Genomic DNA, 19,957 nt, shown 5'->3' on the forward strand with positions numbered 1-19,957 from the left:
AGTTACTATGAAAAAAGAAGCATTGATTTTATCTGCATTTATGGCTACTGCTACGGGAGTTTTCTCACAACAACGGCAGACTCCTAATATTATATTTATATTGTGTGACGACATGGGGTATGGCGATTTGGGCTGTTACGGCCAGCGGCTGATCGAGACTCCGAATATCGACCGCATGGCGTCAGAAGGGATGCGCTTTACGCAGGCATACGCCGGCAGTCCGGTGAGTGCTCCTTCGCGTGCTACGCTGATGACGGGGCAGCACAGCGGGCATACTCATGTCCGCGGAAATAAGGAATATTGGACGCAGGCGGATAAAGTGATGTATGGCGAGAATCCGGATTTTGCAGTGGTGGGACAAGAACCTTACGATTCGGCCCACGTGATATTGCCCGAAGTGATGAAGCGTAACGGGTATACGACCGGTATGTTTGGTAAATGGGCGGGAGGTTACGAAGGCTCGTGGTCTACTCCTGACAAGCGGGGAGTGGATGAATATTACGGATATATCTGTCAGTTTCAAGCCCACTTGTATTATCCGAATTTCCTGAACCGGTATAGCCGTTCGAAAGGCGATAAAGAGGTTAAGCGCGTGGTGTTGGAAGAAAATATCAAGTATCCGATGTATGGCGATGATTATTTCAAGCGTCCCCAGTATTCGGCAGACCTGATTCACCAAGAGGCTTTGAAATGGCTGGACGCCCAGACGGACGAGCAACCGTTTTGCGGCATTTTTACCTATACGCTTCCTCACGCCGAACTGGCTCAGCCGAATGATTCGATTCTGAATGGTTACAAGAAACGCTTTTTCGAAGACAAAACATGGGGAGGTTCGGAAGGCTCGCGCTATAATCCCGTAACGTATACCCACGCTCAGTTTGCTGCCATGATTACCCGCTTGGATGCTTACGTGGGAGAAATCCTTGATAAGCTGAAAGAAAAAGGGCTGGATGAGAATACGATTGTATTTTTCAGCAGCGATAACGGTCCGCATGAAGAAGGAGGCGCAGACCCGGCATTTTTCGGACGCGACGGGAAGTTGAGAGGACTGAAACGCCAATGTACCGAAGGCGGTATCCGTGTTCCGTTTATCGTGCGCTGGCCGGGACATGTGAAGCGTGGAAGCACGAACGATTTGCAGTTGGCTTTTTATGATGTAATGCCTACGTTTTGCGAGCTGATAGGCGACGAAGGTTTTCCCGCAGCATACAAAGGAGGTTTTGATGGTATTTCTTTTGCTCCGACCTTGTTAGGAAACGACGATAAGCAGAAAAAGCATGAGTATCTGTATTGGGAGTTTCATGAAACCGACCAGATAGCGGTGCGCATGGGCGATTGGAAGTTGTTGGTGAAGAAAGGCACTCCTTTGTTGTATAATTTGAAAGAAGACATTCACGAAGACCATGATGTGGCTGCACAACATCCGTCGGTGGTTCGCCGTATGCTCCAAGTAATCCGGACCGAACACCGCCCCAGCGAGCTGTTTAAAGTTACTTTGCCTGCCTTCTGACCCTTCGGGGAAACAGAAACAGTGGGGAATCAGATGCGGTTATCCATTCCCCACATCATCTTTTCGCGCAGGGTGTTGAAGAACGAATGGTGGCAACGTTTCACGATGCGTACATGATAATCGGCGCGGCGGATGGTTAGTTGCGTACCTTCGCGACAACTTTCGCTGCGTCCGTCTACTGCCACGAGGAAATTATGGCTGCGGCTTTCTACGTTAAGTGTGATTTCCCAATCGTCGCGGATTACTATCGGGCGTATGTTGAGGCTGTGGGCAGCAACGGCTGTCAGGCTGATGGTTCCGCTTTGAGGGACCAAGATGGGGCCGCCCACACTGAGCGAATATCCCGTAGAGCCGGTAGGTGTGGCGATAATCAGTCCGTCTGCCCGGTAAGTGTTCAGCGGTTCGCCGTTAACCAATACTTCGATGGTTATCATCGAAGAACTGTCTCGCTTCAGAATGGCTATTTCGTTCAGTCCGTAAGGATATCCTTTCAGAACTTGTCCGTGAGAGGTGAGTTTCAACACGCGGCGGGGTTCGGCAAGATACATTCCACGGTGGATTTCTTCGAAAGTCTCCTCCATTTGGTCGGGCGATATGTCGGCAAGAAACCCCAGCCTGCCTGTATTGATGCCCAATATCGGAATTTCTTTATCTCCTACCCGGCTGGCAGCTTTCAGAAAAGTGCCGTCGCCTCCTATGCTCAGCGCCATGTCGGCTGTAAAGTTATTCCCTTCAAATACTTCAAGTCCCGTTAAGTTGGTATTCGTATGGTGGTGTAAGAAATCGTAAAACTCGCTACTGATGCAGATTTGTGCTTCTTTTTTTCGTAAAATATCCAATAAGTGAGCCACATGCGCCGACTTGTGTGCTTGGTAAGTATTTCCGAAAAGGGCAAATTTCATTCTCTGTTGCATAGACTTTATAGCTTTTTTATCAATCTTTTTCAGGATTATTGTTACAAATTTCTCGTAAATCCTGCTAACTTTGCACGTTGTTGATGCAAATATACGAAAAAACAAATAAACGATATGACTAAATTAAGTGTTAATATAAACAAGGTGGCTACCCTGCGCAACGCGCGTGGCGGAAATAATCCCAACGTGGCACAGGTAGCGGTTGATTGCGAGGCTTATGGTGCCGAGGGAATTACGGTTCATCCGCGTCCCGACGAGCGACACATTCGCTATGCCGATGTATATACGCTTCGCCCGCTGGTGAAAACAGAGTTCAACATCGAGGGCTATCCTTCGAAAGAGTTTGTTGATTTGGTCTTGAAAGTAAAGCCACATCAGGTTACGCTGGTACCCGATGCTCCCGACCAAATCACATCAAACGCAGGTTGGGATACCAAGACGAATCTCGCCTTCCTTACAGAACTGATGGATGTGTTTGATGAGGCAGGTATCCGTACTTCTATTTTTGTAGGAACGGATATCCCGATGATAGAATATGCCGCCAAAGCCGGAGCCGACCGGGTAGAGCTGTACACAGAACCTTATGCTTCGCTTTATCCGAAGAACCCCGAAGCAGCAGTGGCTCCGTTTGTAGAAGCTGCCAAAGTGGTTCGCAAGTTGGGGATGGGGCTGAACGCCGGACACGACTTGAGTTTGGCGAATTTGAAGTATTTCCACGACAATATCCCGTGGGTAGACGAAGTGTCAATCGGTCATGCACTGATATGCGACGCACTGTATTTAGGATTAAAGAAAACGATTGAAGAATATAAAAAATGCCTTCATTAATTATGGTAACATTGACTTTGCTGGCTGCTGCACAGACGGTGGCCGAAACTGTAACCGGTGAAAATCCGGTATTGACTCCTCTTGCTTCGGGCGAACCCCAGATGAATCTTTGGGATATGGCTTGTAAGGGAGGATGGATTATGATTGTTCTGGCTGTAATGTCGGTTATAGCCTTTTACATATTTTTCGAGCGGGCTGTGGTAATCCGTAAGGCGGGTAAAGAAGATCCGTTGTTTATGGAACGCATCCGCGACTATGTAAAATCGGGCGAAATCAAATCGGCAATCAACTATTGCAGAATGGCTAATACGCCATCGGCACGTATGATAGAGAAAGGAATTATGCGTATGAATCGCCCTACCGCAGACGTACAGGCAGCCATTGAGAATACCGGAAACATTGAGGTAGCTAAGCTGGAGAACGGACTGTCTATTATCGCAACGGTTTCCAGCGGTGCGCCGATGCTGGGATTTCTGGGTACGGTAACAGGTATGGTCAAGGCGTTCTGGAACATGGCAAACGCCGGAAACAACATTGACATCACGTTGCTGTCAAGTGGTATTTACGAGGCTATGATTACCACCGTAGGAGGATTGGTTGTAGGTATTGCTGCCATGTTTGCTTATAATCATTTGGTTTATCGGGTAGATAAGGTAGTCAGCCAAATGGAAGCACGTACGATTGCTTTTATGGATTTGCTGAATGAACCGACCGAAAAATAATTGCTTATGCCACTTAAACGAAGACAAAAAATATCGCCCAGCTTCAGTATGTCGTCAATGACAGACCTTATATTCTTGTTGCTGATATTTTTTATGATAACCTCAACAATGGTGTCGCCGAACGCCATTAAAGTTTTATTGCCGCAAGGCTCCGAACAAACCTCAGCGAAGCCTATGGCACGGGTAATTATAGATAAGAACTTGAATTATTACGGCGCGTTCGGAAAAGAAGACGAAATGCCGCTTAGTATTGATGAAGTGCCGGCTTTTTTGCAAGAATGTGCGCAGAAAGAACCCGAAATGTATGTGGCTCTGTATGCTGATGAATCAATTCCTTACCGAGAGGTGGTTCGTGTATTGAACATCGCCAACGAGAATCATTTTAAAATGGTGCTTGCCACTCGCCGTCCGGATAAAAAACAATAACTGTTGAGTCTATGAGGAAAAGTAAGGTAACAGGAATAATAGGTACAACCGTGCTTCACGTGTTGATACTGGTTCTGCTTTTTGTCCTGACGCTGGTAAAACCCGAGCCGCAGGAAGAAGGTGGTGTGCCGGTTATGCTGGGAGAGGCTGAAGAAGCGACAGGGGATGCCGATCCTTATACGCTTACGGAAGTTGATGTTATGCCTCAGCAGGAAGCGGTTCAGCCGGAGCCTTCAATACCTGAGCCGGAAGTTGAACAACCGATGATAACCCAAGCAGAAGAATCACCCATTCAAGTTAAAAAGGAAAAGCCCAAGAAAGAAGAAACCAAGCCTCAAAAGGAAGTTGCAGTTAAGCCAAAAGAGAAAACCGAAGCTGAAAAACGCGCCGAGGCTGAGCGTGCTGCGGCAGAAGCTGCTGCCAGCAAAATAGCCGGTGCGTTCGGTAAAGGTTCTAAAATGGGGAGCAAAGGAACGGCTGCATCGGGGACGGGCTTGCAAGGAAGTCCGTCCGGAAATTCCGATACGGGGAAAACCGATGGGGTTGGTGGATATGGAACATTCGACTTAAACGGGCGTTCGTTGGGGAAAGGCGGTCTGCCGGTTCCTGTCTATAATGTACAGGATGAAGGGCGTGTGGTAGTAACCATCGTTGTTAATCCTGCCGGAGAAGTTATTAGTACAAGTATTAATAAACGTACCAATACGGTTAATCCCGCTTTACGCCGTGCTGCCGAAGAAGCTGCAAGAAAAGCACGCTTTAATATGGTGGAAGGAGTAAATAACCAAAGCGGAACGATAACATATTATTTTAAACTAAAATGATTTATGCTTATGAAAACGATTTGTATTTTTTTAGCAGAAGGTTTTGAAGAAACAGAAGCACTGACTCCGTTAGACATCATGCGCCGGGGTGGATTGGAAGTAAAAACCGTATCTGTGACAGGAAATAAAGTGGTAATGGGAGCGCATCAAGTACCTGTTGTTGCTGATATATTGTTTGAAGAGCTGAAAGAGGAAGATGTTGAAATGATAGTTCTGCCGGGTGGACTTCCGGGAGCAACCAATTTGGACGCACACGCAGGTTTGGATAAACTGATTATGAATTTCGCTGCTGCCGGTAAACCGTTGGCTGCTATTTGTGCTGCTCCGATGGTGTATGGAAAGCGTGGATTGTTGAAGGGTAAGAAGGCAACCTGCTATCCGGGATTCGATAAGTATCTGGACGGAGCGGAATATACAGGTAACATGGTGGAAGTAGTGGATAATTTCGTATTGGGAAAAGGTCCGGCTGCTGCTGCGATGTTCGGCTTTGCCCTTCTTGAGAAACTTGCTGGCGCAGCGAAAGCGCAAGAGGTAAAAAACGGCATGTTATTTGCCTGATGAAAAAATATGTCATAGTCGTTGCAGGCGGAAAGGGCTTGCGGATGGGAGGCGATATTCCCAAGCAATTCATTCCGATAAAAGGCAAACCGGTATTGATGCGCACGCTGGAGGCTTTTCATGCTTACGACGATAAGATAGAACTGATAGTGGTACTTCCGGTAGAGCAGCAAGCCTACTGGAAGCGCCTTTGTGCAGATTACGGTTTTACGCTTCCGCACACCGTAGCCGATGGCGGAGAGACCCGTTTTCATTCGGTGCGGAACGGATTGGCGCAAGTGAAGGAAGACGGACTGGTTGGTGTGCATGACGGGGTTCGTCCGTTTGTATCACGTGAGGTGATAGCGGCCTGTTACGATGCGGCGGCAGAGCAGGAAGCTGTGGTTCCGGTTACGGATGTGGTAGAGACCATACGTCGTGTGGAGCCGGACGGACAGAGTGAAACTGTTCCGCGTGACTGTTATAAACTGGTGCAGACTCCCCAAGTTTTTACCGTCGGTCTGCTGAAACAGGCTTACAGGCAGGTGTATGTTCCCCGGTTTACTGACGATGCTTCGGTGGTGGAGGCGTTGGGACATCCGGTTTATTTGGTTAAGGGGAATCGTGAAAACATCAAACTTACCACTCCTTTCGATTTAAGGGTAGCCGAAGTCTTGGCTGATGCCGAGTAGCGTGTGTTTAATCTCTCATTTATTATTTTCAAAGTGCTCGATTTATCTTCGCGTGATATAAAGTATTTGCAGGGAGTAGGTCCTCAGCGGGCGGCTATTCTGAATAAAGAATTGAATGTTTGTTCGTTCCGGGATTTGCTGTATTATTTCCCTTATAAGTATGTTGACCGCAGTCGCCTTTATTACATTCATGAGATAGACGGCAACATGCCTTATATTCAGTTGCGAGGAAAAATATTAAGTTTTGAAACTTTCGGTGAAGGACGCCAGCGCAGGCTGGTGGGGCACTTCTCCGATGGAACGGGCGTAGTAGACCTGATTTGGTTTCAAGGACTTAAATACGTCATGGGGCGGTATAAGGCGAACGAAGAGTATATTGTGTTCGGTAAACCTACTGTCTTTAACGGGCGCATCAACATCCCTCACCCCGATATCGACCCTGCCGAGGAATTGACACTTTCTTCAATGGGGCTTCAACCGTATTATAACACTACGGAGAAGATGAAGCGGAGCAACCTTAATTCGCACGCCATTGAAAAATTGATGAAGAACCTCTTCAATGCTTTACAGCGCGAGGTTATCGACGAAACGTTGAGCGTTTCGCTGATAGAGTCTCACCATCTGATGCCGCTTACCGAGGCACTTTATAATATCCATTTCCCTCAGAATCCCGAACTGCTTCGCCGCGCACAATATCGCTTGAAGTTCGAGGAACTTTTCTACGTCCAACTGAATATTCTCCGTTATACGAAGGAACGTCGCAATAAATTCCGCGGACTGGTGTTCGGGCGGGTGGGAGAGATTTTCAATACTTTTTATTCACAGAATCTGCCGTTCGAGCTTACCGGTGCGCAGAAACGGGTTATAAAGGAGATGCGGCGCGACATGAAGAGCGGCAGGCAGATGAATCGCCTCTTGCAGGGCGACGTAGGAAGCGGGAAAACTTTGGTGGCGCTCATGACCATGCTTATCGCTTTAGACAATGGTTATCAGGCATGTATGATGGCGCCTACCGAAATTCTTGCCACGCAGCATTACGAAACCATTTCGCGATTCCTGCAAGGTATGGAAGTCCGTGTGGAACTGCTTACGGGGGCGGTAAAGGGAAAGAAGCGAGAAACAATCCTCCGCGATTTGCTGACGGGCGACGTGCATATCCTGATAGGTACGCACGCCGTAATCGAAGATACGGTTAATTTTTCTTCGCTTGGCTTGGTGGTTATCGATGAGCAACACCGGTTCGGGGTGGCACAGCGTGCCAAGTTATGGGCGAAAAACGTATCTCCGCCTCACGTGTTGGTAATGACGGCTACCCCCATTCCCCGTACGCTGGCGATGACGCTGTATGGCGACCTCGACGTGTCGGTTATCGACGAGCTTCCGCCGGGGCGTAAACCCATCCAGACTGTTCATCAGTTTGATAATCGCCGCCCGTCAATGTATGCGTTTATCAGAAAACAGATACAGGAGGGCAGACAGGTTTATATCGTTTATCCGCTGATACAAGAGAGCGAGAAAATGGATATCAAAAATCTGGAGGACGGATACCTGCACATCTGCGAGGAGTTTCCTGAATATAAGGTAAGCAAAGTGCATGGCAAGATGAAGCCTGCCGAAAAGGAAGAGGAGATGCAACGCTTCTTACGCAACGAAACACAGATTATGGTGGCCACTACGGTTATTGAGGTGGGAGTTAATGTGCCGAACGCTTCGGTAATGGTCATCGAAAATGCCGAACGCTTTGGGTTGTCGCAGTTGCATCAGTTGCGCGGACGAGTGGGACGCGGTGCCGACCAGTCGTATTGCATTCTCGTGACCGGTTATAAGCTGACGGAAGAGACACGCAAGCGCATCGAAATCATGGTGCAGACGAACGACGGGTTCGAGATTGCCGAAGCCGACTTGAAGTTGCGCGGACCGGGCGACTTGGAAGGAACGCAGCAAAGCGGTGTGGCGTTCGATTTGAAGATAGCCGATATAGCCCGCGATGGTCAGCTCTTGCAGTATGTGCGCGATATAGCCGAGCGTTTGCTCGACGAAGACCCCAACTGTGTCCGTCCCGAAAATGCCGTTATCTGGCAACAGCTAAAAGAATTGCGTAAAAAGAATGTGAATTGGGCTGTAATTTCTTAACTCAACAGCCTCCTGAACAGGGCATAAAATTCTACCCGTAGCGTTGATGAACGCTACCGCTTGCGTCGGTTGTTTCTACCGCTAAGACTGCCTTACGCTACCGCTTGCGTTTTGGGGGTGTTTATAAAACCAATCCAATGGTAAGCAATATGCCGAATATGAGCATGTTACGCGATGTTTCCCCCAAGATGCGGTTCAACTCTTTCCCCCGGTGAATCTTTGCCATCTTTTGAGTAGTCAGAATATGGGGTATCAGATAGATTTGCGGCAGGAGTGTGGCATAAACCTTTCCGATGAAAAGAAAGTAGAAGCAACACCAGCACGCAGCCATCCCCAACAAGAAGTAGAGTATCAGTCCTGTGCGTGCTCCGAAGCGTACCACTAACGTTTTCTTTCCGCTTATGGCGTCTTGTTCGCGGTCGCGGAAGTTGTTGACCATCAGCAGCGTGTCGATAACCAGTCCGCAGGCAAGCGATACAAACGTAACCGAACTGTTCCACCCGTGCGCCATGACATAGTATGTGCAGCCCACGGGGATGAATCCGAAGAAGATAAGTACCAGCACATCTCCCCACCCGTGATAAGCCAGCGGGTAAGGTCCTGTGGTATAGAGGAAAGCGAAAACGATGCACAGCAGTCCCACGGGAATCATTTCCCACCCCCCGTAATACAGCAGGCAGAGTCCGTCTATCCCCGATGCCACCGTCATCACGCCGATGCCCGCTTTCATGGCGCGTGGAGTAATCCAGCCCTGAGCGCAAGCACGTTCAGGCCCCAAACGGTCTTCGCGGTCGCTTCCCTTCAAGAAATCGTATAAATCATTGATAAAGTTGGCGTTGATTTGCATCAGAAATGCAAAAAGGAAACACAGCACGGCAGGTGTCCATTGGAATTGCCCGTAGATGTATGCGGTGGCACATCCCAGCATTACGGGGATGGCTGCGGCGGTCAGCGTCTTGGGGCGGCTTGCCAGCAACCATGCATTTATCGAATTTGTTTTAACGGCATTCATGTCTTTCGGTTTTATTAATCAGACGGGCAAAGTTAGTTAAATTAGGCTAATGTTACGCGGATTATTTGTTACTATTTCTTATCTTTCGCTCAACTAAAATCGAAATTTTATGATAAAACATGTATGTGCGGGGCTTATCGCCCTCTTTTTCGCTGCGCTTTCCTTGCAGGCGGAAAACAAAGTTGTCAAGCTGCCTCGTGTGGTTGCTACAAACACGGCTTCAGTGGAAATCAAACAAATAGAGTTGTCCGATACGGCTACCGTGCTCGACATGGGAGCGTGGTATCGTCCCCATTACTGGATTCGCATCAGCAAGGATACGTACCTGCGCGGAGACGACGGAAAGAAATATCCGGTGCGTTTCGGTTCGGGCATCAAGCTGGATACCGAGTTCTGGATGCCGGACAGCGGTACGGCTTCGTTCAAACTCCATTTTCCGGCGTTGCCCAAGAGCGTAAAGTCGTTTGATTTTATAGAAAGCGATTGTGAGGATTGTTTCAAGATTTATGGCGTTTCGCTGCAAGGAGACACCCCTGTTTCCGTGCCTGAAGATTACCGTTCGGCAGAAACCGGTAAACCGGAAGCCTTGCCTGAGCCGCGCATTGAAGGCGGAAACGTAACCGTAGTCGGAAAGCTGTTGGAATACCAACCGTTCTATGACTTAAAGCCCATGTTCCGAATCCCGGAATTATGGCGGGGGAGCTTTGCCGAGCATCCGGTAACGGTTAATGAAGACGGTTCGTTCACTGCTACGTTTGAAGTCGCTTCAGCCACGCAGGTTGCGTTGGTAATCGGTACGATGAACCGCATGACCATGAATCTGTTTGTCTGCCCCGGTGATACGCTGTATGCGGCTGTCAATCTGCCTGAACTTACCCGCCGGAACAGCCATTTGCGCAAAGATGCGCCTACTTTAGGTCAACTTTGTTACTTCCGTGGAAAAATGGCGGCAATCAACAACGAGATGACCACCCGTTTTCCCACGCTTCCCAAAATGCCCGAAGGTCAGGAGTTCATGCTGGATATAGCCGGAATGTCTCCCAACCAATATAAAGCATATTGCTTGGAGAAAGAACGTGCTATCGAAGAAGCCGTGCAGTCGGACGCAACACTCAGCGAAGCCTGCCGCACACTGTATTTGAACAATATCCGTCTGAATTGTATAGACATGTTGAACATGCTTCAGCCTATGTTAGCAGAGGCATTGATAACGCGCGATAAAATCTCGTGGGAAGACGCTTATGCAAAGGTCAGAACCAATCTTCCGGATGTATCTTATTTTGATTACTTGAAAACTTTGCCTGTACTGAATGACCCGCAAGCTATATTTTCGTTAAGTTATCCTCAAAATGTATTATACAGTCGGTATCTGCCCATTGACCCTTCGGAAGGAAAAACAATGTTCCGCCGTTTGCTGGAGAGCGGAAAAGTTGAGGCGGCAGACGTTCCGGTACTGGAGAAATACGATGCTATGCAGAAAGAAAACCAGAAACTGGATGAGGAAGCAGCAAGAAACTTGGCTCAGAAGTACATGGAGGTGCTTCAGGAAATAAGTAATGCAGACCGCAGTTTCATTCTTGATAACATCATTAAGCCGAACTTGAGTGAGGGGAAAGGCTACTATTTCGATTTGCTTGATGTAATGACGTATGCAGGTAAGCTGCAAGATTTCATGCCTTTTACGGAGAGCGACAAAGAGGCTGTCCGTAACATCCGGATTCCATACTTCGTAAACAAGTTGGAGGAGATGAACAACCAGCTGTTGGTAACGATAGAAGAAAACAAGAAGAAAAGCGGTTACACGGTGAACGAAGTAGGAGAAGTAAGCAACGAAGATTTGTTCTACTCAATGGTATCGAAGTTTAAAGGTAAGGTGGTGTTAGTCGACTTCTGGGCAACGTGGTGCGGTCCTTGTCGCATGGCAATGAAGCAGATGCTCCCCATGAAAGAACAGTTGAAAGATAAAGACATTATTTATTTGTTCATAGCAGGCGAAAACTCTCCGAAACAAACGTGGGAAAATATGATACCGGACATTCACGGCGAGCATTACCGCGTAACAGACGAACAATGGAACTTCTTGAGCCAAAAGTTTGCCATCGAGGGCGTGCCCACTTACATTCTGTTGGATAAGGAGGGAGCGATAGCACAGAAATACACAGGCTTCCCCGGCGTAGACACCATGAAGAACCGGCTTTTGGAGTTATGTAAGTAAAAGATTGGGATGTATAAATCTTACCTTATCGTTTTAATGGCGGCGATGGCACTGTTATCTTCTTGTGCCACCGCCTCTTTTTCGCACTACAAAGGAGTAGGGCGCATCAAGCAGTACGACTTTTACAGCGAACAGTTACCCGATTCGTTCGACGGTTTTCGCGTAGCCTTTGCCTCCGATTTCCATTATGAAAGCCGCTTTACATCCAAACGCCTGCCCGGAGCTATCCGCGCCTTGCAGTCGCTCGATGCCGATGTCTTGTTGCTCGGAGGGGATTATCGGGGACGGAACGGCGGGGATGTCGACGAACTTTTCCGCGCACTGGAGCAAGTCCGCACCCCTTACGGAACATACGCCGTGATGGGAAACCACGAGCGCGGCGAAGCAGACCGGATGGTGCGTGAAGCAATGCAGTACACGGGTGTGCATTTGCTTGAACACCGAGTCGATACGCTTCGGAAAGGAGATGCGTACATCCTGTTGTGCGGAATCCGTAACCCCTTCGACTTAAAAACAAACGGGGTTTCGCCCACGCTGAAGCTACACCCCGAAGATTTTGTTCTGATGCTGACTCATACGCCCGACTATGTGGAAGATGTGGACGTATCGAATACCGACCTTGCGTTGGCGGGACATACACACGGCGGTCAGGTAAGCCTTTTTAAAAAATGGACTCCCGCTCATTTTTCGAAGTACGGGAATCGCTTTCTTACCGGACTGCGGCACAACAGTCGGGGGATTCCCGTTATCATTACCAACGGATTAGGAACTTCCCGGCGAGACATCCGGCTGTTCACGCCAAGCGAAGTCGTTTTAATCGTACTTCATAAGAAATAATATCCCGATATGAGTGCTTTGATAAAAAGACAGAATAAACAGGTCATCAGAAACGGCTTCCGGCTCCTCCGCCTCCGAAGTCTCCACCTCCGAAGCTGCCTCCGCTGAAACCACCGCCTCCGCCGTGACCTCCTCCACCTCCGAAGAACGGACCGCCCATAAACGGACCTCCCCATCCACCCGGATGATGGTGGTTATCATTGTCTCTTGATTTGCGTTGCTGCCGCTTGATATGTCCGCAATTCGTACAGCGGTAAACCACTTCTTCGGTACGGATTCCGTTTTCTCGCGATACTGTACGCACAGAAAGTTGGCGTAGTGTGTGCTTATGACACTGTGGGCAACGGTTACGCTGGCGGACGCTGTACCATAAAGCTGCAGGAGCGAGTACGAAGCAAGATATAAATATCATCAAAATCAGCATGTCGTCTTCTTCATTGCCTGCCGATGGCTGGCGCTCCATGCTGCCATCAAGTATGCCCCGTACCGCCTGTACGCCGGCAACCATCCCCGCATCCCAGTTTCCCTCAGCCAGCTCCGGATTCATGTAACGCTGTTGAATTTGTTTGCAGAGTGCGTCGGGCAAATCACCTTCCAGCCCGTATCCGGTAACAAACTGGATACACCGCTCCGAAGTAACGAGCAAGATGACCAACCCGTTGTCGCGTTCCTTTTCACCTACACCGGCGTGTCTGCCCAGTCGGTAAGCGAAATCAAAACAGTCGCCTCCCTCTATCTGTTCCACAGCTGCCACAAGCACCTGTATGCCTGTCTGTTTCTCCAGCGCATAGAGTGTGGTATCCATCACCGATACAGCCGCCGATGAGAGAATACCGTCGGGATTGGTGACATAAACATTACCCTGCGAGCGGGGCATGGGCAGGTTTTCCACCGTATATTCTCGCGCTACCAGCGAGATACAGGCAGAGATGAACAGCAACAGGAGCAGCTTGCGCTTCATACCGCTTAGAATTTAACTTCGGGAGCTTTCTCCGAACCCTCTTCTGCTTCAAAGTACGGATGTTTCTCGAATCCGAACATCGAAGCAATGATGTTAGCCGGAAAGCGGCGGATGCTTGTATTATACTGGCGCGCTTCGTCGTTGAATTTACGGCGCTCTACGCTGATGCGGTTTTCTGTTCCTTCAAGCTGGGCTTGCAGTGTCTGGAAATTCTGGTTAGCCTTTAAGTCGGGATAACGCTCTACGGTTACCAACAGTCGGCTCAGTGCGCTGCTCAGTTCTCCCTGCGCTTTTTGGAAAGCCGCCATCCGTTCCGGGGTCAGTTCGTCAAGACTTACCGATGTCTGCGTAGCTTTGGCACGTGCCGATACCACCGCATCGAGTGTTTCTTTTTCATGGTCGGCATATCCTTTTACCGTATTAACCAGATTAGGAATCAGGTCGGCGCGTCGCTGATACTGGTTTTCTACGTTACTCCAAGCCGTTTCAACTGCTTCTTCTTTTGAAACAAGCGAGTTATAAGAGGTTACACAGAATATCACCACAAGGGCGAGTATGGCAACTACAATGATCCAAGTTTTTTTCATAACAGATGTGTTTGATTGATTTGTAAATAGTTTCGCCGACAAACATACGGAAAAATCTGAGTTTTTTGCGTATCTTTGCCCCACAATTTTTTTTGATGACATATAGTTTATGAAGAATATACGGAATTTTTGTATTATAGCCCACATTGACCACGGCAAATCAACGTTGGCAGACCGCCTGCTGGAGTACACAAACACCATAAAAGTAACCGAAGGGCAGATGCTGGACGATATGGATTTGGAGCGAGAACGAGGCATTACGATTAAGAGCCATGCCATACAGATGGAATACATGTATAAAGGAGAGAAATACGTGTTGAACCTGATTGACACTCCGGGACACGTGGACTTTTCATACGAAGTTTCTCGTTCGATAGCAGCGTGCGAGGGAGCATTGCTGGTGGTAGACGCTTCGCAGGGTGTGCAGGCGCAAACCATCTCAAACCTCTATATGGCGCTGGAACATGATTTGGAGATTATTCCGGTGATGAATAAATGTGACATGGCGAGCGCTATGCCCGAAGAGGTGGAAGACGAAATCATAGACCTTATCGGCTGTAAGCGTGAAGACATTATCCGTGCTTCGGGAAAGACCGGAATGGGCGTGGAAAACATTCTTCAGGCTGTGGTAGAACGCATCCCTGCTCCGGTAGGCGACGAAAACGCTCCGCTTCAGGCGTTGATTTTCGACTCGGTATTCAACTCCTTCCGTGGTATTATCGCTTACTTCAAAGTGGTAAACGGGGTGATTCGCACGGGCGACAAGGTGAAATTCTTTAATACCGGAAAAGAATACGATGCCGATGAAGTGGGAGTTTTGAAGATGGACATGGTGCCGCGCAAAGAGTTGCGTACGGGAGACGTAGGCTATATCATTTCGGGTATCAAAACGTCGCGTGAGGTAAAAGTAGGGGATACGATTACCCACATAGCCCGTCCGTGCGACAAGGCTATCGAAGGATTTGAAGAAGTCAAACCGATGGTCTTTGCCGGAGTTTACCCCATCGAGGCGGAAGATTACGAAAACCTGCGTGCGTCGTTGGAGAAGTTGCAGTTGAACGATGCTTCACTGACCTTCCAGCCTGAGTCATCGCTTGCATTGGGCTTCGGTTTCCGCTGCGGATTCTTGGGCTTGCTCCACATGGAGATAATCCAAGAACGCCTCGACCGTGAGTTTGACATGAGCGTGATTACCACCGTGCCCAACGTATCGTATATGGTGTACGACAAGCAGGGCGGCGTACAAGAGGTGCATAACCCCGGCGGAATGCCCGACCCGACGCTTATCGACCACATCGAGGAACCCTATATCGACGCTTCTATTATTACGGCTACCGATTACATCGGACCCATCATGACTCTTTGTTTGGGCAAGCGGGGCGAACTGATTCGGCAGGATTATATTTCGGGCAATCGTGTGGAACTGCATTACAAGATGCCGCTCGGCGAAATCGTTATCGACTTTTACGATAAGTTGAAAAGTATATCGAAAGGATATGCTTCGTTCGACTATCACCAATCAGGCTTCCGTCCGTCGAAGCTGGTAAAGCTCGACATTCTGCTTAACGGAGAGTCGGTTGACGCACTTTCTACATTGACACACTTCGACAATGCTTACGATTTAGGGCGGCGCATGTGTGAAAAGTTGAAAGAACTCATCCCGCGTCAGCAGTTTGAGATTGCCATCCAAGCAGCTATCGGTGCGAAAATTATAGCCCGCGAAACAATTAAGGCCGTGCGTAAAGACGTAACAGCAAAATGTTACGGAGGTGACGTGAGCCGTAAGCGTAAGTTGCTTGAAAAACAGAAGAAAGGAAAGAAGCGTATGAAACAAATCGGAACGGTGGAAGTTCCTCAAAAGGCTTTCCTTGCCGTACTGAAGTTAGACTAAATCTTTGTCCTGAAAATAGTCTTATAATCAGTGATTTAATTCTACCGCTTATGTTCATGGATTCTACCGTATATGTTGCCTTGTTTATCGGCATGAATTCATGAACATAAGCGGTAGAATTTTTTTTGTCATTCAAACCAGTTTTTAAGGCTTGTTTGGAGATTGTTTGCCCATCTATTTTGTAGTTTTCTTTTAAAAAGTTTGTACCATTCTTTTTAATTGGTTACATTTGCTCCACTAAAATTTTAATATTATGAATTGGCTACAAGATTTATTGACGAATCCTAACTCGATAGCCCATATCGTTGCACTTTATGCCTTTGTTATATCGGTAGGTGTCTTGTTGGGAAAAATTAAGTTCTTCGGCATTTCGCTGGGGGTTACTTTTGTCTTGTTTGTCGGGATTTTGGTTGGACACTTCGGATTTACCGGAAACACGTCTATCCTCTCGTTCATACAAGACTTCGGGTTGATTTTGTTTGTATTCTGTATCGGTTTGCAAGTTGGCCCCTCATTTTTTTCTTCCTTTAAGAAAGGAGGTATAACCCTAAACCTGCTTGCGGTGGGGATTGTAACGTTAAACATTGCTGTAGCACTGGCGTTGTATTTTGCTTTACAGGGCCGTGTGGAAATACCGATGATGGTGGGTATTCTTTGCGGTGCGGTAACAAACACTCCGGGGCTTGGTGCTGCCAACGAAGCTTTGCAGCAGTTGCATTACGACGGACCGGAAATAGCAACGGGGTATGCGTGTGCTTATCCGCTCGGTGTAATGGGAATTATTCTGTCAATGATTTTAATCCGTTACATTTGCCGTATCAACCTGAATCGGGAGGCGGAAGAAATTCAGCGCGAAGAAGATGAGAATCCACATTTGAAACCTTATACTATTTCATTGAAGGTGCAGAATGAAGCCCTCGATGGAAAGAGTTTGTTACAGGTTCAGAATTTCCTCGCTCGTAATTTTGTATGTTCGCGTATCTATCAAAACGGACATATCCATATCCCGAACGCAAATACCTTGCTTCATGTGGGCGACCGAATGTTCATCGTTTGCGCGGAAGACGACTCGGAAGCTATTTCTGCTTTCATCGGTCCGAAGATAGATGATGTGGATTGGCAGGCAACGGATAAACAGGATAAGCCGATGGTTTCGCGCCGTATTTTGGTAACGCAGCCCAGCATTAACGGTAAGACGTTGGGTGAAATGCACTTCAGCAGCATGTATGGTGTAAACGTGACGCGCGTTAACCGTTCGGGTATGGACCTCTTTGCTGCCCGTAACCTGCGCCTTCAGGTGGGCGACCGTGTGATGATGGTAGGTCCGCAAGATGCTATCGAACGTGTGGCAGGCGTATTGGGTAATCAGTTGAAGCGACTCGACCATCCGAATATCGTAACCATCTTCGTCGGTATTCTTTGTGGTATTATTTTCGGAAGCCTTCCGATAGCAGTTCCGGGTATGCCTACCCCGGTGAAGTTAGGTTTGGCTGGTGGTCCGTTAATCATATCTATCCTGATAGGACGGTTCGGTTATAAAGTAAAATTGGTTACTTATACTACCATGAGTGCCAACTTGATGTTGCGCGAAGTGGGATTGGTTTTGTTCCTTGCCAGTGTAGGTATCAAGGCCGGCGGAAACTTTGTTCAGACAGTAGTGGGCGGCGATGGATTACTTTACGTGCTTATCGGTTTCCTGATAACGTTTATTCCGTTGATAATTATCGGAGTTGTAGCCCGCTGGCATCATAGAGTTAATTATTATACGTTGATAGGTCTTATTGCCGGTAGTACAACCGACCCCCCTGCATTGGCATATTCCAATCAGATTTCCGGAAACGATGCTCCGGCGGTAGGTTATTCTACGGTTTACCCGTTGGCAATGTTCCTCCGCATATTGACTGCCCAGTTGCTCATATTGCTGATGGCAGGATAAAGACAGAAAGAAAGTTATAACTGAAATATTCTTATAAGGTGTGGATTGATGAGGTAATTCTTTTGGGTGAGAATCTTACAATCCACACCTTTTTATTTTGATACATATTTTAATGCTGGTGTTTATGAATTTTCTTGAATTAGTGAAAGCGCGTCATTCTGTACGTAGTTACAAGCAATGCCCGGTTGAACCGGCCAAATTAGATTACATTTTAGAGTGTGTGCGGTTGGCTCCCTCGGCAGTAAACTGTCAGCCGTGGCGTTTTTCTGTGGTAACCGAACCAGACAAACTGGCTCGCCTGAAAGAAACATACGCCCGCGAATGGATTCAGAACGTACCTTGTATAATCGTTGCGTGTGGAAACCATGCCGAGGCATGGCATCGGAAATCAGATGGAAAAGACCATACGGATGTCGATGTGTCTATCGCTGTGGAGCATCTGTGTTTGGCTGCCACTGAACAAGGGTTAGGTACATGCTGGGTATGTAATTTTGATACTGAGCGATGCCGACAGGTGATGCAATTGCCCGAAGAACTTGAACCGATAGCTTTGATTCCGATAGGTTATCCTTCAGAAGAGGTTATAGCGGAAAAGAAACGAAAACCGTTGGATGACATTTTATTTTAAAAGAAAAACAGATTCGCGTAAACACAGCCATGCTGGGCAGTATGCGAATCTGTTTTGTTTTTATACGGTTATTTACTTCTGGTTACGGTGTAAATAACCTTTCCGTTTTTATCAATCAAGTGTAATTTCAGCTCTTTTTTATCTGCTGTGATAAGCGAGAAGCCTGATGTGTCACTGCAAAACTGAGTTCCTTCGATGGGTTGAACCTTGCGGCTGAGCGACCCCGAAGTATTAACCACATAGTCGATGTCGCTGCCCGGCTTGCGGATATGCTGGAAGTTATGAATGTGTCCGCATAAATACATGTCTACGTTTTTATGTTTGCGCAGAATACTGTCTAAACGTTTCTGTAAATCGGTGCGTTCCGAGTCGTTCTTATCCGTGTCGGCATAAATAGGATGATGCCCTACCACCAAAACCCAATCTTCTTTCGAGGCAGTCAGTACCGAGTCAATCCATGCCAGTTGTTTGTCTATATTCTGTTTGCAAGCGTCGGGATATTTGTCGGTATCCTTGCGGTACTTGTCGAGTAGCGGAGCCGTGTCTACCATAACGAGCCGGATAGTTATGTCATCGTTTTCTTCTACACGTGTATAGTAGCGTGCAGGCATCCTCCAACGCGCACTGACGTTACTGTAATCAATTACCGCCTGTGTGTTGCCCCGGTATTCATGGTTACCAAGTATCGGATACCACGGTAACATCAAGTCAGGATGACTGTAAATCAGTTCATAGTTGGTCAGCCACAGCGGGTCGTTCACGCTGCGTACACCTTCAAAGTGGTGCACATCTCCGGCAGCCACAACGAACTCTATGTCGATGTTCTCTGCCATCTTGCCCATCATTTCGGCTATCGGTTTCTGGTCGTAATACCCGTTTCTTCCCAAGTCGTTGGCTAAGTAAAAGTTCAACGGCTTTTCCAATCCCGACCAGTCTTGAGGTGTTTGTGCAAAACCGGCGATGAAAAACAATCCCAAACAGAGTGAGATTATAAATCTTTTAATAGTAGTCATAAGAGTTTAAAATGATTAGTTTGTTAATAAATGCGTTACAAAGATGAATACTGATTCTGAAAAGATATTGAAATCGTTTTCGAGCCTGCTTAAAATATTCGGTTAAGCCGAAGAATCAAAAAAACAAGCCTTTGTGTTACCCTGAAAAATGCTATGGGTAGTGTTCCTTGTTCCATGCGGAAGAATTGCCTTGTTCTATTCGAAAGACTTGTCTACTCTATGGGTAGAATTTTCCGGGTTTCAGACATCAGGAAATTTATATTCAGAAAGCTCTCCATCCTGAAATAAAAA

Annotated in this window: 18 protein-coding genes; 13 read left to right on the plus strand and 5 right to left on the minus strand. The window is 47.6% G+C overall.

Annotation, left to right across the window (positions count from 1 at the left end; all coding sequences use genetic code 11):
- The first annotated feature begins 7 nt into the window (after positions 1-7).
- Positions 8-1,510: an arylsulfatase gene (locus tag H9626_RS07165; protein ID WP_191710056.1), complete on the plus strand. Its 1,503-nt coding sequence runs from the start codon at positions 8-10 to the stop codon at positions 1,508-1,510.
- Between the two features lie 29 nt (positions 1,511-1,539).
- Here the strand turns inward: H9626_RS07165 and H9626_RS07170 are convergent, their stop codons facing one another.
- Complete coding sequence (locus tag H9626_RS07170) at positions 1,540-2,424, minus strand: NAD kinase (protein ID WP_178256714.1); 885 nt, start codon at positions 2,422-2,424, stop codon at positions 1,540-1,542.
- 114 nt (positions 2,425-2,538) lie between these two features.
- Here H9626_RS07170 and H9626_RS07175 point away from each other — a divergent pair, with 114 nt between their 5' ends.
- Genes H9626_RS07175 through recG form a run of 7 tightly spaced genes read left to right on the plus strand, consistent with a single transcriptional unit; the run spans position 2,539 to position 8,586 of the window.
- A complete protein-coding gene (locus H9626_RS07175; RefSeq protein WP_178256713.1) occupies positions 2,539-3,252 on the plus strand; it encodes a pyridoxine 5'-phosphate synthase in 714 nt (237 codons plus the stop codon).
- 2 nt (positions 3,253-3,254) lie between these two features.
- Positions 3,255-3,974, plus strand: coding sequence for a MotA/TolQ/ExbB proton channel family protein (locus tag H9626_RS07180; protein WP_178256712.1), 720 nt, complete (start codon positions 3,255-3,257; stop codon positions 3,972-3,974).
- A 6-nt stretch (positions 3,975-3,980) separates the two neighbouring features.
- A complete protein-coding gene (locus H9626_RS07185) occupies positions 3,981-4,400 on the plus strand; it encodes an ExbD/TolR family protein (protein ID WP_178256711.1) in 420 nt (139 codons plus the stop codon).
- A gap of 11 nt (positions 4,401-4,411) precedes the next feature.
- Positions 4,412-5,224 carry a TonB family protein gene (locus H9626_RS07190; protein WP_191710057.1) on the plus strand — a complete coding sequence of 271 codons (813 nt, stop codon included), beginning with the start codon at positions 4,412-4,414 and terminating at the stop codon, positions 5,222-5,224.
- A gap of 9 nt (positions 5,225-5,233) precedes the next feature.
- Positions 5,234-5,782: a DJ-1 family glyoxalase III gene (locus H9626_RS07195; RefSeq protein ID WP_178256709.1), complete on the plus strand. Its 549-nt coding sequence runs from the start codon at positions 5,234-5,236 to the stop codon at positions 5,780-5,782.
- The gene (locus H9626_RS07200; protein ID WP_191710058.1) at positions 5,782-6,453 is read left to right on the plus strand and encodes a 2-C-methyl-D-erythritol 4-phosphate cytidylyltransferase; all 672 of its coding nucleotides are present in this window, start codon (positions 5,782-5,784) and stop codon (positions 6,451-6,453) included. The genes H9626_RS07195 and H9626_RS07200 overlap by 1 nt, the downstream gene beginning before the upstream one ends.
- Positions 6,454-6,486: 33 nt before the next feature.
- The gene (recG, locus tag H9626_RS07205) at positions 6,487-8,586 is read left to right on the plus strand and encodes an ATP-dependent DNA helicase RecG (protein WP_191710059.1); all 2,100 of its coding nucleotides are present in this window, start codon (positions 6,487-6,489) and stop codon (positions 8,584-8,586) included.
- Between the two features lie 121 nt (positions 8,587-8,707).
- Here the strand turns inward: recG and H9626_RS07210 are convergent, their stop codons facing one another.
- Positions 8,708-9,598 (minus strand): 1,4-dihydroxy-2-naphthoate polyprenyltransferase, encoded by an 891-nt coding sequence (locus H9626_RS07210; RefSeq protein WP_191710060.1) that lies wholly within the window; start codon positions 9,596-9,598, stop codon positions 8,708-8,710.
- A gap of 109 nt (positions 9,599-9,707) precedes the next feature.
- Here H9626_RS07210 and H9626_RS07215 point away from each other — a divergent pair, with 109 nt between their 5' ends.
- Complete coding sequence (locus H9626_RS07215; RefSeq protein WP_225230916.1) at positions 9,708-11,813, plus strand: TlpA family protein disulfide reductase; 2,106 nt, start codon at positions 9,708-9,710, stop codon at positions 11,811-11,813.
- A gap of 9 nt (positions 11,814-11,822) precedes the next feature.
- On the plus strand, positions 11,823-12,650 hold the full coding sequence (locus H9626_RS07220; protein ID WP_191710061.1) for a metallophosphoesterase: 828 nt from the start codon (positions 11,823-11,825) through the stop codon (positions 12,648-12,650).
- A gap of 46 nt (positions 12,651-12,696) precedes the next feature.
- Here H9626_RS07220 and H9626_RS07225 read toward each other — a convergent pair whose 3' ends face one another.
- Positions 12,697-13,611, minus strand: coding sequence for a TPM domain-containing protein (locus H9626_RS07225; RefSeq protein WP_191710062.1), 915 nt, complete (start codon positions 13,609-13,611; stop codon positions 12,697-12,699).
- A gap of 5 nt (positions 13,612-13,616) precedes the next feature.
- Positions 13,617-14,198: a LemA family protein gene (locus H9626_RS07230; protein WP_178256704.1), complete on the minus strand. Its 582-nt coding sequence runs from the start codon at positions 14,196-14,198 to the stop codon at positions 13,617-13,619.
- A gap of 109 nt (positions 14,199-14,307) precedes the next feature.
- Between H9626_RS07230 and lepA the strand changes: the two genes are divergently transcribed.
- The 3 genes from lepA (at position 14,308) to H9626_RS07245 (ending at position 18,653) form a co-directional block, all read left to right on the plus strand.
- Positions 14,308-16,089, plus strand: a complete 1,782-nt coding sequence (lepA, locus tag H9626_RS07235) for a translation elongation factor 4 (protein ID WP_191710063.1) — start codon at positions 14,308-14,310, stop codon at positions 16,087-16,089.
- Between the two features lie 253 nt (positions 16,090-16,342).
- Positions 16,343-18,025 (plus strand): putative transporter, encoded by a 1,683-nt coding sequence (locus tag H9626_RS07240; RefSeq protein ID WP_191710064.1) that lies wholly within the window; start codon positions 16,343-16,345, stop codon positions 18,023-18,025.
- Between the two features lie 124 nt (positions 18,026-18,149).
- Entirely contained in the window at positions 18,150-18,653 is a 504-nt protein-coding gene (locus H9626_RS07245) for a nitroreductase family protein (RefSeq protein WP_191710065.1), read from the plus strand.
- A 68-nt stretch (positions 18,654-18,721) separates the two neighbouring features.
- Here the strand turns inward: H9626_RS07245 and H9626_RS07250 are convergent, their stop codons facing one another.
- Positions 18,722-19,666, minus strand: a complete 945-nt coding sequence (locus H9626_RS07250; RefSeq protein WP_191710066.1) for a metallophosphoesterase — start codon at positions 19,664-19,666, stop codon at positions 18,722-18,724.
- Positions 19,667-19,957 lie beyond the last annotated feature (291 nt).

Source organism: Phocaeicola faecium (genome assembly GCF_014837055.1).
GTDB lineage: Bacteria > Bacteroidota > Bacteroidia > Bacteroidales > Bacteroidaceae > Phocaeicola > Phocaeicola gallinarum.

Excerpts from the sequence above, each read along its gene's own strand:
- H9626_RS07165 (WP_191710056.1), top strand. The coding sequence starts at position 8 with ATGAAAAAAGAAGCATTGATTTTATCTGCATTTATGGCTACTGCTACG.
- H9626_RS07170 (WP_178256714.1), bottom strand. The coding sequence starts at position 2,424 with ATGCAACAGAGAATGAAATTTGCCCTTTTCGGAAATACTTACCAAGCA.
- H9626_RS07175 (WP_178256713.1), top strand. The coding sequence starts at position 2,539 with ATGACTAAATTAAGTGTTAATATAAACAAGGTGGCTACCCTGCGCAAC.
- H9626_RS07180 (WP_178256712.1), top strand. The coding sequence starts at position 3,255 with ATGGTAACATTGACTTTGCTGGCTGCTGCACAGACGGTGGCCGAAACT.
- H9626_RS07185 (WP_178256711.1), top strand. The coding sequence starts at position 3,981 with ATGCCACTTAAACGAAGACAAAAAATATCGCCCAGCTTCAGTATGTCG.
- H9626_RS07190 (WP_191710057.1), top strand. The coding sequence starts at position 4,412 with ATGAGGAAAAGTAAGGTAACAGGAATAATAGGTACAACCGTGCTTCAC.
- H9626_RS07195 (WP_178256709.1), top strand. The coding sequence starts at position 5,234 with ATGAAAACGATTTGTATTTTTTTAGCAGAAGGTTTTGAAGAAACAGAA.
- H9626_RS07200 (WP_191710058.1), top strand. The coding sequence starts at position 5,782 with ATGAAAAAATATGTCATAGTCGTTGCAGGCGGAAAGGGCTTGCGGATG.
- H9626_RS07210 (WP_191710060.1), bottom strand. The coding sequence starts at position 9,598 with ATGAATGCCGTTAAAACAAATTCGATAAATGCATGGTTGCTGGCAAGC.
- H9626_RS07215 (WP_225230916.1), top strand. The coding sequence starts at position 9,708 with ATGATAAAACATGTATGTGCGGGGCTTATCGCCCTCTTTTTCGCTGCG.
- H9626_RS07220 (WP_191710061.1), top strand. The coding sequence starts at position 11,823 with ATGTATAAATCTTACCTTATCGTTTTAATGGCGGCGATGGCACTGTTA.
- H9626_RS07225 (WP_191710062.1), bottom strand. The coding sequence starts at position 13,611 with ATGAAGCGCAAGCTGCTCCTGTTGCTGTTCATCTCTGCCTGTATCTCG.
- H9626_RS07230 (WP_178256704.1), bottom strand. The coding sequence starts at position 14,198 with ATGAAAAAAACTTGGATCATTGTAGTTGCCATACTCGCCCTTGTGGTG.
- lepA (WP_191710063.1), top strand. The coding sequence starts at position 14,308 with ATGAAGAATATACGGAATTTTTGTATTATAGCCCACATTGACCACGGC.
- H9626_RS07240 (WP_191710064.1), top strand. The coding sequence starts at position 16,343 with ATGAATTGGCTACAAGATTTATTGACGAATCCTAACTCGATAGCCCAT.
- H9626_RS07245 (WP_191710065.1), top strand. The coding sequence starts at position 18,150 with ATGAATTTTCTTGAATTAGTGAAAGCGCGTCATTCTGTACGTAGTTAC.
- H9626_RS07250 (WP_191710066.1), bottom strand. The coding sequence starts at position 19,666 with ATGACTACTATTAAAAGATTTATAATCTCACTCTGTTTGGGATTGTTT.